This is a genomic window from Kitasatospora sp. NPDC002522, assembly GCF_053595195.1.
On the sequence record NZ_JBSFXE010000027.1, the window covers coordinates 15,074 to 30,345 of the forward strand.

The following is a 15,272-nucleotide window of genomic DNA, read 5'->3' on the forward strand; positions in this document are numbered from 1 at the left end:
ACCGGCGCCTGGCCAGCCCCGGGCCACGGCTGAGGTCGGCCGACGGGCTGTCACCGGTTCCTGGCCCGGGTCATGACCGCCGTGGCCGGCTGGCGCGCCGTCACCTACTCCTGGGCCCGGGCCATGGCTGAGGTCGGCTGGCGGGCCGTCACCGCCGTGACCCGGGTCATGACCGACGTGATCGGCTGGCGCGCCATCGCCGGCTCCTGGCCTGGGACATGGTTTACCCGCCAGGCTGATACTCCGTCACCGGATCCTGATGCGGGCTATGACTGACGCCGCCAGGCCGGCGCGCCGTCACCGACTCCTGTCCCGGCTCCATGGTCGACGCGGTCGGCCGATGGGCCCGGGCCCTAACCGACGCGGTCCGCTGATGCCCTGTCACCGATTCCGACCCGTCTCACGGCTGACGCTCCAGCAGGAGCAGCCCGGGGACGGCGGCCAGTGAGGCGGCGAGCAGGAACAGCCAGGGCCAGGCCGGGCCGTGGGCGAAGAGCAGGGTGAGCAGCCCGGGGGCGACGGCCTGGCCGAGGGTCCAGGAGAGCTGGTAGACCGCCAGGTACCGGCCGCGGCGGGCGGGGTCGGCGAGCGAGACGCTGAGTTCCTCGGCGCTGGGGGTGGCGACCGTCTCGGCCAGGTTGTAGACCGCCATCGCCACCACCAGCCCCGGCAGGACCGCCCACCCGGGGGCGAGGCCGAGCAGGGCGAAGAGCCCGAAGGCGGCGGCGTTGAGCACCGCACCGGCGGCGACCACCCGGGTCGGGCGGTGGCCCTCCAGGCGGCGGGCGACCAGGTTCTGGGTGAGCACCACCTGCACGCCGTTGAGCACCAGCAGCCCGCCGGCCACCGCGGCGCCCCGGTGCAGCGCGGCGGTGACGTGCACCGCGAGCAGCACGCTCAGCACCATCGAGGCGAGCACGAAGCTCAGGTGGACGGCCACCAGCAGCAGGTACCGGCGGTCCGTCAGCACGGCCCGGTAACCCCCTGCGGCGGGCCCGCGGGTGTCGGGGGCGGTGACCGCCGCTGCCGGGTGCCAGGTGGCGAGCAGGGCGGCGGCGAGCAGGTAGCTGGCCGCGTTCAGCACCACCAGCAGGCGCAGCGCACCGCTGCCGCCGCCGGCCACCAGGGCCGCGCCGAGCGCGCCGCCGAGGCCCAGGCCGGTGTTGCGCAGCGTCTGCACCAGGGCGAACCAGCGGGTGCGTTCGCCGTCCGGGGCGGCCAGCACCACCAGGCCGGTGCTGGAGGTCCAGTAGGCGGCGTGGCCGATCTGCGCGAGCAGGCAGACCGCGGCGATCTGCCACAGCTCGTGGGCGGCCAGGAAGCCCGCGTAGGCGAGCGCGGAGAGCGCGTTGGCGCAGGTCGCGACGGTCTTGGCGCCGTAGCGGTCCAGCAGCGGGCCGACGACCGGTGCGGTGGGCAGTGCCAGCAGCCGGGCGGTCGAGACGGCGGCGCCGATCGCGGCCAGCGGGTGGCCGGTGGTGCGGGTGAAGTACACCAGGACGAAGGCGAGGATCAGGCCGGTGCCCAGGCTGTCGACCAGGTGGGCGCCGATCAGGCGGGTCCGGCCGGTGGTGACGGGCAGGCCGAGGCGGTCCCGGAGCGGGACGGGGGTGGCGGTGGTCATGGTGCGAGCCTGGCTGCGATGATCGTCTCCGGCCAGGAATTCCATCCTGGTCGAATCCTCGACGGGAGCGACCATGCTGACCTGGGAGTTCTCCGCGCAGGACCTGGCCCGCACCCGGTTCGCCCGCTCGCCGCTGTGCGAGGTGACCACCAGCGTCGAGGTGCTCAAGGACCCGGGGCGGCACGCCATCCACCTGCCGTGGGTGCGGCAGGCGCGACGCCGGCTCGCGGGCGTGGAGTGGGAGTCGCTGTCGGCGCTGGTGCGGCTGCCGACGGTCTACGTGCCCGACTTCCTGACGCCGGTGCCGGCCGGGTCGAGCCCGGGCATCGAGGAGGAGCTGACCGCCCTGGTGGCGCTGCCGGCCGCCGCGGTGCGCCGTGACCTGGCCCGGATGGGCGGTGAACTGCCGCCGCCGGCCGAGGAGTTGATGCGTGATCCGGAGGTGGGGCTGGTCCGGCTGGCGGGTGAGATCCGGGCGTACTGGGCGGCGGCGATCGCGCCGCACTGGGCGCGGATGGAGCGGCTGGCGGAGGGGGAGGTGCTGCGCCGCGCCCGGCAGCTGTCGGCGGGCGGGCCGGCCGCGCTCTTCGCCGACCTGCACCCGCAGGTCGCCTGGGAGCACGACACCCTGCGGATCGGGCACCCCCGGGTCGACGCCCACCGCCGGCTCGACGGCGCCCGCGGACTGGTGCTCGTCCCGACCGTCTTCGCCTGGCCGGGCGTCTTCTCCCAGCAGAACCCGCCCTGGCAGCCGGGCCTGGTCTACCCGCCGCGCGGCGTGGCCGCCCTCTGGGAGACCGCGGGCAGCCCGGTGCCGGACGGCCTCGCGCGGGTGCTGGGCGCCACCCGCGCCCGGCTGCTGGCCGAGCTCGACGCGCCCGCCACCACCACCGAACTCGCCGCCCGCACCGGCGTCTCCGCGCCCACCGTCTCCCACCACCTGACCGCCCTGCACGCGGCCGGCCTCACCGCCCGCCACCGCACCGGCCGCCAGGTGCTCTACCTGCGCACGCGGGCCGCGGAACTCCTCTGTGCGCCCGGCTCCGACGGCGAAGGCGGATGACGGCCCGTCACTTCAGCAGTGAGCGCGGCGAAACCGGCTGACAAACCGTCACCCCCGGCCGTCCGGCACGAGGTCCGGGCGGGTGAAGATGCCGTACGAGAAGCCCTCGGCGTGGATGACCGAGTCGGTGATCGTCACCCCGTGGGTGAGCAGCGGGGCGGTGGGCAGCGGGCGGTCGAGGGGGAGGTGGGCGGGGGTGCGGCGGGGGTTGACGACGACCAGGTGGGTGCCCGCGCGGAGGTAGGCGAACGGGTAGCCGGTGTGCAGGAGTTCGACGGTGGCGTCGGGCCCGAGGGCGGGGTGCCGGCGGCGCAGCGCGATCAGGCGGCGCACGTGGTGCAGCAGGGAGGCCGGGTCGGCGCGCTGGGTGGCGACGTCGGGGCGGTCGGGGTCGGGGTCGAGCGGCAGGTAGAGCCGGTCCGCGGGGGCGGTGGAGAAGCCGGCGTCGGGGCCGGCGTCCCACTGCATGGGGGTGCGGCAGCCGGCCCGGTTGTAGTCGGGGCCCAGCACGCTGCCCTCGGTGTCGGGCAGGTCCGGGACGTACCGCATGCCGATCTCGTCGCCGTAGTAGATCGCCGGGACGCTCGGCCAGGTGAGCTGGAAGGCGAAGGCGGGGGCGAGTTGGTCGCGGGTGCGGGGGCCGCAGGCGAGGCGCGAGTAGTCGTGGTTGGCGGTGGGCAGGACGGCGAAGCCGTGGCCGGTGACGGCCTCGGTGGTGCGCTGCCACTCGGTGGTGAACTCGCGCATCGAGCCGCGGCCGGCGGCGTCGAAGTAGCAGGGCTCGGCGGGCCAGTGTTCGTGGACGGTGCCGGTGCGGTTGTCCCACAGCGAGCGCAGCGGCGCGCCGTCGGCGGGGCCGCCGAACTGGAGGAAGAAGTCGCCGTGGAAGCCCATCGGGACGGACCGGGCGGGGTCGCCCCACTCGGCGAGCAGTACCGCGTCGGGGTGGTGCTCGTTCAGCCAGCCGCGGGTCGCGCGCCACAGCCGGCCGGTCTCCACGAACCCCGGGTCGTCCTTGACCAGCGAGGACGCCATGTCGACCCGGAAGCCGGAGATGCCGAGGCCGAACCAGTGCGCCATGATCTCGCGCAGCGCGGCCCGGTTGGCCCGCGGGCCCTCGGCGTCCACCGGCTGGCGCCACGGTTCGGCCGGATCGGTGCGCGCGTAGCCGAAGTTGAGGGCGGGTTGGAAGTCGAAGAAGTTCGGCTTGTACCAGCCGGGGCGGCGGCCGGGGGAGGCGACGAAGCCGGGCGCGGGGCGGTCGGACCAGATGTAGCGGTGGTCGGCCGGGTCGGCGGCGGAGGCCGTGAACCACGGGTGCCGGTCCGAGGTGTGCCCGGCGACCAGGTCCAGCAGCACCCGGATGCCCAGCCGGCGGGCGGCGTCGGCGAACTTGGCGAGGTCCTCGGGGGTGCCGTAGCGCGGCGCGGTGGTCAGGAAGTCCGCGACGTCGTACCCGGCGTCGCCGAACGGCGAGGCGAAGCACGGGTTCAGCCACACCGCGTCGACGCCGAGCCAGGCCAGGTACTCCAGCCGCTCGGTCAGTCCGGCGAAGTCGCCGATCCCGTCGCCGTCGCCGTCCGCGAAGCTCTGCGGGTAGATCTGGTACAGCACCGCGTTGCGCGCCCACTCGGTCCCCACGGTGGTTGCCTCTCGTCCGGTTCGGCTCTCCGCCCTCCTCCCAGCCATGCCCGGTCGGCGCCCGCGGGAACCGGTCGCCGCGCTGATCCGCCGTCAGCGTCCGCCTGGTGGACGGGGGGCAGCGCGGCGGCGGACCGCTCGGCTAGGGTGCGGGCCATGATCCCGTTGGTGAGCCGTCGACACGCCGACCTCGGCCGTGCCACCACCACGGGTTGTCGCCGCGTCGTCTGACGCGGCCCCGATCGCGCTGCCGGTGGACGGCGGCGCACCCCTCCGTACCAGGGCCGTTCACCCCTTTCCGGGCGGCCCGGTACCCGTGCGCGCGGGGGCCGTCCGGTGTCCCCCTCCGCCTACGGAACAGGACCCCGCCATGCCTGCACGCCTCCGTTCAGCCCTGCTCGGCACCGCCCTCGCGGCCGTGGTCGCCGCTAACGCCTGGCCGGCCGCCGCGGCGACCGCCTACGGTCCGCTGCCGCCGCAGAACCCGGCGACCGCGCCGAACGGCACCGCCGGGATGCACGGCGACTCGGCGTCCAGCGACACCACGCCGTACCCGGGCCCGGGCACGGCGCCGGTCGACTGGAGCCGGACGGCGCTCGCCTCCGCCTGCCCCACCGTGGTGGTCGGCGCGGACGGCCTGCCGGTGGCGCTGTGCACCTCGATCTTCGGGCAGAACCCGACGGTGTACCTGCTCGACCCGGGCGACGGGCACAAGCTGGCCGAACTCGGGGTGCCGAAGGGCGCGCTGTTCGGCGGGGTGTACGCCTACCTGGACCAGCACGACGCGCTGGTGCTGGTCGACGGCGCGCACGACCTGCTCCGGATCGGCCACCACCGCACCGCCCAGGGCTGGCAGTTGACGACCGATCAGAGCACCTCGCTGCGGGGCGCGATCCCGGACGGCGACGACGTGGTCGGCCTCAGCCCGGGCTGGGACGGCAAGGTGTGGTTCGCCACCGGCGGTGGCCTGGTCGGCACCGTCGACACCGACACCGGGGCGGTGCGCACGCTCGCCACCGGCGAGGGGGTGGCCAACAGCATCTCCACCGTCCCGGGCCACACCGCGGTCGCCACCGACCATGCGCTCTACCTGTTCGGCCAGGCCGCCGACGGCACCCCGGTGGTGCAGTGGCGGGCCGCCTACGACCGCGGTCCGGGCCGCAAGCCGGGCCAGCTGAGCTGGGGGACGGGCGCCACGCCGAGCTTCTTCGGGCCGGGCGACGGCACCGAGTACGTGACCATCACCGACAACGCGGCGCCGCACGAGAACCTGCTGGTCTACCGGGTGGACGGCGGCCCGGTGCCGGTCTGCGCCGTCCCGGTGCTCACCCGGAAGGCGGCCAGCGGCACCGAGGACGCCGTGATCGCCTCCGGGCGCAGCGTCTTCGTCACCAACACCTACGGCTACCCGTACCCGGCGCTGCCCGCGGGAGCCCCGGCCAGCGTGCCCGCCTCGGCCTCGTTCGAGGGCGGGCTGGCCCGGGTCGACCTGGACGCCTCCGGAACCGGCTGCCACCCGGTGTGGGAGAGCGACGCCAAGTCGGCGGCGCTGCCCCGGCTCTCGGTCGCCGACGGGAAGATCTACACGGTCACGGTGAGCGGCCCGACCGACTCGGTCGGCGCGCAGACCTTCGCCACCTACGCGCACGCCGTCCTCGACCCGGAGACCGGGGCCCGGGTGGCCGGCTCCGCGTTCGGCATCGGGCTGTTGTACAACCCGCTGCAGATGACCGGCACCACCGCCCCCGACGGCACGCTCTACCAGGGCACCGAGACCGGGGTGCTGCGGATCACCCGGCGCTGACCGGCGCCGTCCAACCGTCAGCTGACGCACCGTCAGGGCAGCGTCCCGGGAAGCCGCTTCCCGGGACGCGGCGCATCCGGTGCCGAATTTCCCCCGCCGCCGGGAAGCCGTCCCTACCTGCCGGGAACCCCCGCTCCCTAGGTTGCCAGGCGCAACAACGTCTGTTGACGGAACCCGAGTTGACGAGGGGGAAGTGTGGCTGACCTAGAGGTGGGCGTGCTGGCGATCGGCGCAGGCCCGGCGAACCTGGCGCTGGCGGCGGCGATCGAGGAGAGCGGATCGACCGAACTGGCCGAGCGCACTCTGCTGTTGGAGCAGGCCCCGGACATCAAGTGGCAGCGTGACCTGCTGATGCCCTGGGCACGCAGCCAGGTGTCCTTCCTGAAGGACCTGGTGACCCTGCGGGATCCGCGCAGCCGGTTCTCGTTCCTGAACTTCCTGCACCAGCACGGCAGGTTGGACCAGTTCATCAACCTGGGCACCTTCCACCCGCACCGCTGGGAGTTCTCCGACTACCTGCAGTGGGTGGCCGCGTCGCTGGAGAAGGTGCGGATCCGCTACGACGCCAAGGCGACCGCCACCGAGCCGCTGTACGACGAGGCGGGCCGGCTGACCGGCTGGCAGGTGACCCTGGCCGACGGCGACACCATCCGCTGTCGCGACCTGGTCATCGGCGCGGGCCGGGACGCGCACCTGCCGTCGGTCTTCGCCGAGCTGCCCGCCGAGCGGGTGATCCACAGCGCCCGGTTCCGCAGCCGGATCGCCGCCGTGGACAAGGACGCCCCGCTGCGCGCGGTGGTGGTCGGCGGGGCGCAGAGCGCCGCCGAGATGTTCCTCGCGGTCTACGAGAACCTGCCGAACGCCAGCGTCACCATGCTGGTCCGCTCGATCGGCCTGCAGTCGTACCAGACCAGCAAGTTCGTCAACGAGCTGTTCTTCCCGTCGTTCGTCGACGAGTTCTTCGAGGCCCCGGCCGAGATGCGCGCGCAGGTGCTGGACGAGATGCGGTTGACCAACTACGCGGGCCTGGCCCCGCCGTTCCTGGACGAGCTGTACCTGATGCTCTACCGCGAGAAGATGATCGGCACCGGCCGGGCCGAGGTGCAGGCGATGACCGAGGTGGTCGCCGCCCGCGAGGAGGACGGCGAGGTGGTGCTCGACCTGCGCGACCGGCGCACCGAGAAGATCACCGAGCACCGCTGCGACCTGGTCCTGCTCGGCACCGGCTACGACAGCCGGATGCCCGGGCTGGTCCGCGAGCTGACCGAGAAGGCGGGCCTGCCGGAGGTCGTGGTGAGCCGCAACTACCGGGTCGACCTCGGCGAGACCGCGGGCGGCGCGCTCTACCTGCAGGGCGTCAACGAGGCCACCCACGGCATCGCCGACTCGCTGATCAGCGTGCTCGCGCACCGGGCCCGCGACATCACCGGGGAGCTGGTCGACCGGCACGCGGCCGCCGCGCAGGGCAGCCGGTGATGGGCCGTCTCCTGGTGGTCGCCCCCGGACCCACCGCCAACGGCGACCTGCACCTGGGACACCTCGCCGGGCCGTTCCTCTCCGCCGACGTGTGTGCGCGCTACGCCCGCGCGGCCGGCCGGGACACCCTGTTCGGCACCGGCGTGCACTTCACCCAGAACTACATCGTCACCACGGCCCGCCGCCTCGGCGAGCCGCCCGAGGAACTGCGGCTGCGCGCCGCCGAGCAGGTCGAGGCCACCCTCGGCGCGGCCGGCATCGTCCCCGACGGCTTCGTCCGGTTCGACGACCGGTACGTCAAGACGGTCCTCAACTTCTTCGAACGCCTGCACACCGAAGGCAGGTTGAGGCTCCGTCCGGTGGCCTTCCCGTACCTGCCGGACACCGGGGAGTTCCTCACCGACGCCTACGTGCGCGGCGGCTGCCCGGTCTGCCTGGGCGAGGGCTGCGCCGGGCTGTGCGAGAACTGCGGGCACTGGATCGCCTCCGGCGAGCTGATCGACCCGCGCTCCACCCGCTACCCGGACGCTCCGGTCGAGCTGCGCGAACGCGAGGTGCTGGTGCTGCCGCTGGAGGAGCACCGGGCCGCGCTGACCGCTTACTTCGCCCGGCTGGCGCCCACCATGCGGCCCCGACTGGCCCAGCTGGTCGAGGAGTTGATGGCCGCCCCGCTGCCCGACTACCCGATCACGCTGCCGATCGACTGGGGCATCCCGGCGCCGTTCGCGGAGACCCCCGGCCAGGTGCTGTACTCCGACACCGAGACCATCGCCTGGAGCCTGCACACCATCGCGCTGGCCGCCGAGGCCCGCGGCGAGGTGCCCGGCGACGACGAGCGGCACTGGGCGGCCGACGCCGGACCCGAGGTGGTGTACTTCTTCGGCTCCGACGCCAGCTTCGCCTTCGCGCTGGCCGGCACCGCGATGCTGCTCGCGCTCGGCGGCCTGGCGCTGCCCGCGCACTACGTCACCAACGAGTTCTACGAGCTCGACAGCGACAAGTTCTCCACCAGCCGCGGCCACCTGGTGACGGGCCGTCAGCTCGCCGCCGAGGTCCCGCGGGACCTGATGCGCTACTACCTGGCCGCCACCGGACCGGACTTCCAGCGCACCAACTTCACCCGCGCCGCGATGGACCGGGTCTGCCGGCAGCGCCTGGTCGAGCCCTGGAACCGGGTCGCCGACAAGGCCGAACGGCACCTGGACGCCCGAGAGTTGAAGGTCAGCGACGCCTCCCGGCAGGCCGGCCGGCTGCTGCTGCGGCGGTTCGCCGCCGCGCTGGAGCCGCGCCGGTTCAGCCTGACCGCCGCCGCCTTCACCCTCACCGAGCAGCTCGGCCGGCTCGACCGCTGGGAGGTCACCGCCGAGGACGCCGGCGACTTCTGGCACGAGCTCGACCTGTTCCTGCGCTGCGCCGCCCCACTGCTGGTCGACCTGGCCGCCGAGGGCCTGCCGGAGGCGGCGATCCCCGCCGAGCCGCAGGCCCGCACCGTCCGCCCCCGGCCGCTGCCCAGACTCGCCGGCGGCCGGCGGTGACCAGCGCCGCCGCGCACGTGGTGGTGGTCGGCGCCGGGGTCACCGGGCTGCTCACCGCCGTCGCCTGCGCCCGGGCCGGGCACCGGGTCACCGTGCTGGAACGCGGCCCGGTGCCCAACCCCGACGCCACCTCCTACGACCAGCACCGGGCGATCCGCACCCTGCTGCCCGGCGACCCGGACGGCACCGCCGACCGGCTCGTCGCGCAGCGGCACTGGCGGGAGCTGGAGGCGTTGTTCGGCACCGAGCTGTACCGCCGGGTCGGGGTGCTCAACTCCTGGCCCGCGCACCGGCTGCCGGAGGTCGAGGCGGAGGCCGACAAAGCCGGCGTCGCCGTCGAACGGCTGACCGCGGAGCAGCTGCCCCGGCTCGGCCTGCCCGCCGGCACCGTCGGGGTGCGCGAGCACTCCGGCGGGGTGCTGCTGGCCGACCGGGTGCTGCGGGCCGCGGCCCGCTGGCTGTCCGTCCGGCCCGGGGTGGCGCTGCGCCCGTACAGCGCGGTCACCGCGGTCTTCCCGGACTCCGGGCGGGTCGTGCTCGGCGGCGGCGAGGTGGTCCGCGGACAGTTGGCGCTGGTCTCGGCCGGCCCGTGGACACGTGAACTGACGGACCGACAGGTCCGGTTGTACCGCCAGACCATGCTCTACCTGCGCCCGCCCGAGCCGGACGCCGACTGGTGGCGGCAGGCGCCGGCGGCCGGCGGGCTCGGCCGGGAGGGCCGCGGCTGGGTGCTCCCGCCCGGCGCGGGCGCCCTGCTCAAGCTCAGCTCGGACACCGTCTGCCGGCCCGCCGACAGCACCGACAGCACCGGGGAGGACCAGCGCCCCCACCTCGACCGGCTGGCCGAGGAGGGCGTGCTGCCCGGCCTGGAGCGCTACCCCGTGGCGGCCGTGCGGGTCTGCCACTACACCGCGGACGCCGCCACCGGCGGTCCGCTGCTCGCCCGGGTCGGCCCGGGCGTCTGGGTCCGCGCCGCCTGCGGCGGCAGCGGCTTCTCCACCGCGCCCCTGGTCGCGGAACGCATCGCCACTGCAGCGAAGGAGGCGGCATGACCGACGACGACAAGCCACCGATCGGAGTCCTCGACACGCTCAGGGCCACCCCGACCACGGTCCGGTACCTACTCGGCGGCGTCCTGGTCAACCAGCTCGGCGCGTTCGTCCAGACCTTCCTGGTGCTCTACCTGACGCACCGGGGGATGTCCGACGGCACCGCGGGCTTCGCCCTCGGCGCGTACAGCCTGGGCACCGCGGTCGGCACCGTGCTCGGCGGCGAGGCCACCCAGCGGCTCGGCGCGCGCGCCACCATCGTCATCGCGATGGCCGGCTCCGCACCTCTGGTCGCGCTGCTCCCGCTGCTGGCCCGGCCCGGGCTCATCGCCCCGCTGCTGCTCGCCGTCGCCGGGGCGGGCATGTTCGCCCAGTCGTACCGGCCGGCCGCCTCGGTGCTGCTGAGCGACCTGATGCCCGAGCGGTACCACGTGATGGCGTTCTCGATGATGCGGATCGCCCTCAACGTCGGCGCGGCGCTCGCCCCGCTGATCGCCGCCGGAGTGATCCTCCTCGACTGGGACCTGCTGTTCTGGGTCGACGGCGCCACCACCCTGGTCTACGCGGCGCTCGCCTACCGGCTGCTGCCGCGGCACGCGGTGCCCGAGCACGCCGCCGAGGAGCGCGGCGACGAGCAGCGCACCACCGGCCGGGCGGCCTACGCGGCGATGCTGCGCGACCGCCCCTACCTGGCCTACCTGGTCGCCATCGTGCTGGGGACGATCGCCTACGTGCAGTCCTCGGTCTCGCTGCCGCTGGAGATAGTCCACGACGGCTACCCGACCTGGCTGTACAGCGCGGTGCTGGCCACCTCCTCGGTGGTGCTGATCACCTGCGAACTGAAGATCACCGCGTACATCACCCGGATCCCCACCTACCTGGCGGTCGGCGCGGGCCACGCGCTCAACGCGATCGGGCTGGCGGTGTACGGGCTGGCCGTGCACTCCGGGGTGTTCGTGATGCTCGGCGCGGTGGTCTACGTCGCCGGACTGATGACCGCGGCGCCCAGCATGTTCGCCCACCCGGCGACCTTCCCGTCCGCGCTGAAGGCCCGCTACCTCGCGGCCATGCACACCGTCACCGGCCTGGCCGGCGCCTGCGCGCCGCTGTTCGGCGTCTTCCTGTGGACCCGGCTGCACTCGGGCTTCTGGCTGGTGATCGGCGTGATGACCGCCGTGGCGGGCGTGTTCGCGACGCTCGGCATCAAGGGCACCGCGGAGCAGCGGGCCGCCGCCGAGGCGGCCGAGCCGGAAGTGGTCGGAGGGAAGGCATGAGCCCGCGACCCGCGGCCGCGCGGCCGGTGCTGATCATCGGTTACGTCGCCTTCGCGGTCCCCGGCATCGCCGCGTTCCAGCCCGCCGACTCCGTGGTCTACGTCGAGGAACCGGACGTCGCCCGCAAGCGGCACCTCGACGAGGCGGTCCGCGAGATCGGCTTCGCCCGCGGGCTGATCGAGTGGGAGTACCACCTGCCGGGCCGGGCGGACGCCTTCTTCGCCGCCCACCCCGGGCTCGACCCGGTCGCGGTGATCCCCGCCGTGGAGTACGCGGTGCCGTTCGCGGCCCGGCTCGCAGAGCGCTACGGGCTGCCCGGGGCGAGCCTCGGCGCGGCCCAACTGCTGCGCGACAAGCACCTGCTGCGCACCGTCGCGGCCGCCGCCGGGATCGCCAACCCGGCCTCCGAGCCGGTGCGCAGCGCCGCCGAGCTGGCCGACTTCCTGGCCCGGCACCCGGGCCCGGCGGTGCTGAAGCCCGCCAACCGGCAGGCGTCGGTCGGCACCCGGGTGGTCGGTTCGCCCGAGGAGGCCGAGGAGGCCTGGGCGTTCGGACAGGTGCAGGACGAGGGGGTGTTCGTCCCGGACCGGCCGATCGAGGGCGCGATGCTGGCCGAACGCTTCGTCAGCGGACCGGAGTTCAGCGTCGAGATGCTGGTCGCGGGCGGCCGTCCGGTGTTCGCCAACTCCACCGGCAAGGTGCTCTACCCGGGCCCCTACCCGATCGAGGCGGGTCACACGGTGCCGGCCGACCTGCCCGAGGAGCAGCGCAAGCTGCTGGTCACCGAGACCGAGCGGCTGGCCGCCGCGGTCGGCTTCGGCGACGGGGTGCTGCACTGCGAGTGGATCCTGGAGGACGGCGTCCCGGTCCTGGTGGAGTGCGCGGGGCGGCTGCCCGGCGACTCGATCACCGACCTGATCGAGGCCGCCTACCCCGTCGCACTCGTGCGCGCCTACTTCGCGCTGATGAGCGGCGAGCCGTTCGACCCGCTGCCCGAGCGGGCCGAACGGGCCACCGCCGCCCGCTTCCTGGCCCCCGACGGCCCCGGCACGGTCAGCGCGGTGCACGGCCTGGACGAGGCCGCCGCCGCCGAGGGCGTGCAGCTGGCCGTGGTCGGCGTCGGCGCGGGCCACCGCACCGGCGGGCTGCGCAGCTCCTGGGACCGGGTCGGGATCGTCACCACCCTGGCCGACACCCCCGCCGAGGCCCGCCGCCTCGCCGACGCGGCCGCCGCCCTGGTCCGGATCGCACTGGACACCACCGAGGAGACCTCATGACCCAGCGTCAGGAAGGGGACGCCGTGACAGGCGCCGGCACGCTGCTGGTGATCGGCAGCGGACTGAAGGAGTACCGCGAGTACCTGGTCGGCCCGATGAGCCGCCGCGCCCGCGCCGCCGGGCTGGAGCTGCTGCTGGTGAACAACCTGCGGCCGACCTGGCAGCGCGAGTACTTCGACGAGATCGTGGTCGCCGACGTGTTCGACACCGAGGTGATGAACGCGACCGTCCGCGAGATCGCCGCCCGCACGCACATCGTCGGGCTGCTCTGCTGGGACGAGCCGCTGGTGCTGGACGCCGGACTGCTGGCCGCCGAACTCGGCGTCCCGGGCCTGTCCGAGCGCGGCGTGCGCGGGGTGCGCGACAAGGACCGCACCCGGACCGTGCTCACCGCCGCCGGCCAGCGCCAGCCCGGCTTCGCGCTCACCACCGACCTGGACGAGGCCCGCGCGGCCGCCGAGCGGATCGGCTACCCGGTGGTGCTCAAGCCGCGCGCGATGGGCGCCAGCATCGGCGTGGTGTTCGCCGCCGACGCCGCCGAACTGGACGAGGCGTTCGCCACCGCGCTGTCCGCCAGCGAGGTCGACCCGGGGCCGTACCGGGCCAGCGTGATCGTCGAGGAGTACGCGGGCGGGCCGGAGATCAGCATCGACGGCGCCGTCCACAAGGGCGAGTACCTGCCGCTGTTCCTGGCCCGCAAGTACAGCAGCGACGAGCCGTACTTCGAGGAGGTCGGCCACATCGTCGACGCCGCCGACCCGCTGCTCGCCGACCCCGCCCTGCTGCAGGTGCTGGCCGACGCCCACCGGGCGCTCGGCGTGGAGGACGGCATCACCCACACCGAGCTGCGGCTCACCGACCGCGGCCCGCTGATCATCGAGGTCAACGGGCGGCTCGGCGGCGACCTGATCCCGCTGCTCGGCCGGATCGCCACCGGCCTGGAGCCGGGCGAGGTGCTCTTCGACATCGCGGTCGGCCGCCGCCCGGAGATCGCGCCCACCCGCACGGCGGTCGCCGGGATCCGCTTCGGCTACCCCGAACAGGACTGCCGGCTCGAGGCGCTGACCCTTCCCCAGCCCGGGGACGCCGAGGGCCTGGTGCACGCCGCGCCGATGGCCCCGCCCGGCACCGTGCTGCGGCTGCCCCCCGGCGGTTACCTGGCCCGGCACTCCTTCGTGGTCTGCGAGGCGGACACCCTGGCCGCCTGCGAGCGCCGCCTCGACGACGCCGCCGCGCTGGTCCGCACCGTCACCTCCGAGGTGGACCCCGCCGACCCGCAGGCCCCGTTCGCCATGCCCGCCGGACTCCTGGATGTGGACCGATGACCGCAGACACCCCGCTCGACGCCACCGAGATCCTGCGCCGCGCCCGCGAGCTGGCGCCCGTCCTGCGCAAGCGCGCCCCGGAGGTCGAGGCCAACCGCACCCTGCCCGCCGACGTGGTCGAACTGCTGCGCGCCACCGGCGTGTTCCGCATCGGCCACGGGCCCGGGACGGGCGGCCCCGGCCTCACCTCGGTGGAGCAGCTGGAGGTGATCGAGGCCCTCGCGTACGGCGACGCCTCCGCCGCCTGGTGCGCCGGGATCGGCGCGATGGGCGGCGCGATCACCAACTTCCTCACCCCGGACGCGGTCCGCGCCCTCTACCCGAGCCCCGACCTGATCACCGCGGGCTCGCTGGCCCCGGCCGGCCGGGCCGAGCGCGTCCCCGGCGGCTACCGGCTCAGCGGCCGCTGGTCGTTCGGCTCCGGCGTCCGGCACGCCGACTGGGTGACCTCCGGCGCGTTCGTCTACCAGGACGGCGAGCCCTGGGCCGCCCCCGGCAGCGCGCACGCGCACGACTCGATGCAGTTCTTCGTCCCGGGCTCCGCCGCCGAGCCGGTCGACAACTGGGACACCACCGGCCTGTGCGGCACCGGAAGCAGCGACTACACCCTCACCGACGTGTTCGTCCCCGAGGGGCACACCTTCACCTTCTTCGAACCGCGGGTCGCGCCCAACCCGATGGCCTGGTCCGACTCCTTCATGCGCGCCCTGCCCGGCGTCCCGCTCGGCATCACCCGGGCCGCGCTCGACCACGTCCGCGAGGTCGCCAGCACCCGCTACGACCGGATGGCCGGCCGCAGCTGGGCCGAGAGCTGGCGGGTGCAGACCGAACTAGCCCGCTGCGAGGCCGAGTTCAACGCCAGTCGGGAGGGCGTGTACGGCGCGACCCGCCGCCAGTGGGAGGTGCTCGCGGCCGGCGGCACGCTGGACGACCTCACCCCCACCGAGCGCGGCGCCGTCCCGCTGTCCGGCCTGCAGGCCGTCCACACCGCCCGCTCCGTGGTGAGCCGGCTCTACGACCTGCTGCAGACCTGGTCGATCAACCGGGACTCCCCGATGGACCGCTGGCTGCGCGACACCGCCGTGCTGAGCCAGGGCCAGATCGGCCACGACGTCGTCCTGGAGTCGGTCGGCGCCTACCTGCTCGGCCGCCCGCCGCTGGTCCGGATCGGCCTCGGCATCCACGGCTGACCGCCAACCACCCG

The 15,272-nt window shown here is 74.6% G+C and carries 12 protein-coding genes; 10 read left to right on the plus strand and 2 right to left on the minus strand.

What is annotated here, in order from left to right; genetic code table 11:
* Window positions 1-72: 72 nt before the first annotated feature.
* Complete coding sequence (locus ACWD4U_RS22415) at window positions 73-276, plus strand: hypothetical protein (protein WP_363455066.1); 204 nt, start codon at window positions 73-75, stop codon at window positions 274-276.
* Between the two features lie 124 nt (window positions 277-400).
* On the opposite strand, the gene ACWD4U_RS22420 is transcribed toward ACWD4U_RS22415, so the two are convergent.
* On the minus strand, window positions 401-1,624 hold the full coding sequence (locus ACWD4U_RS22420; RefSeq protein WP_363455063.1) for an MFS transporter: 1,224 nt from the start codon (window positions 1,622-1,624) through the stop codon (window positions 401-403).
* A gap of 73 nt (window positions 1,625-1,697) precedes the next feature.
* Here ACWD4U_RS22420 and ACWD4U_RS22425 point away from each other — a divergent pair, with 73 nt between their 5' ends.
* Window positions 1,698-2,687 carry an ArsR/SmtB family transcription factor gene (locus ACWD4U_RS22425; RefSeq protein WP_363455061.1) on the plus strand — a complete coding sequence of 330 codons (990 nt, stop codon included), beginning with the start codon at window positions 1,698-1,700 and terminating at the stop codon, window positions 2,685-2,687.
* Between the two features lie 48 nt (window positions 2,688-2,735).
* Here ACWD4U_RS22425 and ACWD4U_RS22430 read toward each other — a convergent pair whose 3' ends face one another.
* Window positions 2,736-4,328 carry an alpha-amylase family glycosyl hydrolase gene (locus tag ACWD4U_RS22430; RefSeq protein WP_363455058.1) on the minus strand — a complete coding sequence of 531 codons (1,593 nt, stop codon included), beginning with the start codon at window positions 4,326-4,328 and terminating at the stop codon, window positions 2,736-2,738.
* 370 nt (window positions 4,329-4,698) lie between these two features.
* Between ACWD4U_RS22430 and ACWD4U_RS22435 the strand changes: the two genes are divergently transcribed.
* The 8 genes from ACWD4U_RS22435 to ACWD4U_RS22470 all read left to right on the plus strand — a co-directional run bounded on the left by ACWD4U_RS22435 (window position 4,699) and on the right by ACWD4U_RS22470 (window position 15,258).
* The gene (locus ACWD4U_RS22435) at window positions 4,699-6,132 is read left to right on the plus strand and encodes a hypothetical protein (protein WP_363455056.1); all 1,434 of its coding nucleotides are present in this window, start codon (window positions 4,699-4,701) and stop codon (window positions 6,130-6,132) included.
* 195 nt (window positions 6,133-6,327) lie between these two features.
* On the plus strand, window positions 6,328-7,608 hold the full coding sequence (locus ACWD4U_RS22440; RefSeq protein WP_363455053.1) for a lysine N(6)-hydroxylase/L-ornithine N(5)-oxygenase family protein: 1,281 nt from the start codon (window positions 6,328-6,330) through the stop codon (window positions 7,606-7,608).
* Window positions 7,608-9,143: a class I tRNA ligase family protein gene (locus ACWD4U_RS22445; RefSeq protein ID WP_363455050.1), complete on the plus strand. Its 1,536-nt coding sequence runs from the start codon at window positions 7,608-7,610 to the stop codon at window positions 9,141-9,143. The genes ACWD4U_RS22440 and ACWD4U_RS22445 overlap by 1 nt, the downstream gene beginning before the upstream one ends.
* Window positions 9,140-10,195 carry an NAD(P)/FAD-dependent oxidoreductase gene (locus ACWD4U_RS22450; RefSeq protein ID WP_363455047.1) on the plus strand — a complete coding sequence of 352 codons (1,056 nt, stop codon included), beginning with the start codon at window positions 9,140-9,142 and terminating at the stop codon, window positions 10,193-10,195. The genes ACWD4U_RS22445 and ACWD4U_RS22450 overlap by 4 nt, the downstream gene beginning before the upstream one ends.
* The gene (locus ACWD4U_RS22455) at window positions 10,192-11,466 is read left to right on the plus strand and encodes an MFS transporter (RefSeq protein ID WP_363455045.1); all 1,275 of its coding nucleotides are present in this window, start codon (window positions 10,192-10,194) and stop codon (window positions 11,464-11,466) included. The genes ACWD4U_RS22450 and ACWD4U_RS22455 overlap by 4 nt, the downstream gene beginning before the upstream one ends.
* On the plus strand, window positions 11,463-12,743 hold the full coding sequence (locus ACWD4U_RS22460; protein ID WP_363455042.1) for an ATP-grasp domain-containing protein: 1,281 nt from the start codon (window positions 11,463-11,465) through the stop codon (window positions 12,741-12,743). Before ACWD4U_RS22455 ends, ACWD4U_RS22460 begins: the two co-directional genes overlap by 4 nt.
* Window positions 12,740-14,068 carry an ATP-grasp domain-containing protein gene (locus ACWD4U_RS22465; RefSeq protein ID WP_363455040.1) on the plus strand — a complete coding sequence of 443 codons (1,329 nt, stop codon included), beginning with the start codon at window positions 12,740-12,742 and terminating at the stop codon, window positions 14,066-14,068. The genes ACWD4U_RS22460 and ACWD4U_RS22465 overlap by 4 nt, the downstream gene beginning before the upstream one ends.
* A complete protein-coding gene (locus ACWD4U_RS22470) occupies window positions 14,065-15,258 on the plus strand; it encodes an acyl-CoA dehydrogenase family protein (RefSeq protein WP_363455037.1) in 1,194 nt (397 codons plus the stop codon). The genes ACWD4U_RS22465 and ACWD4U_RS22470 overlap by 4 nt, the downstream gene beginning before the upstream one ends.
* The last annotated feature ends 14 nt before the right edge of the window (window positions 15,259-15,272 follow it).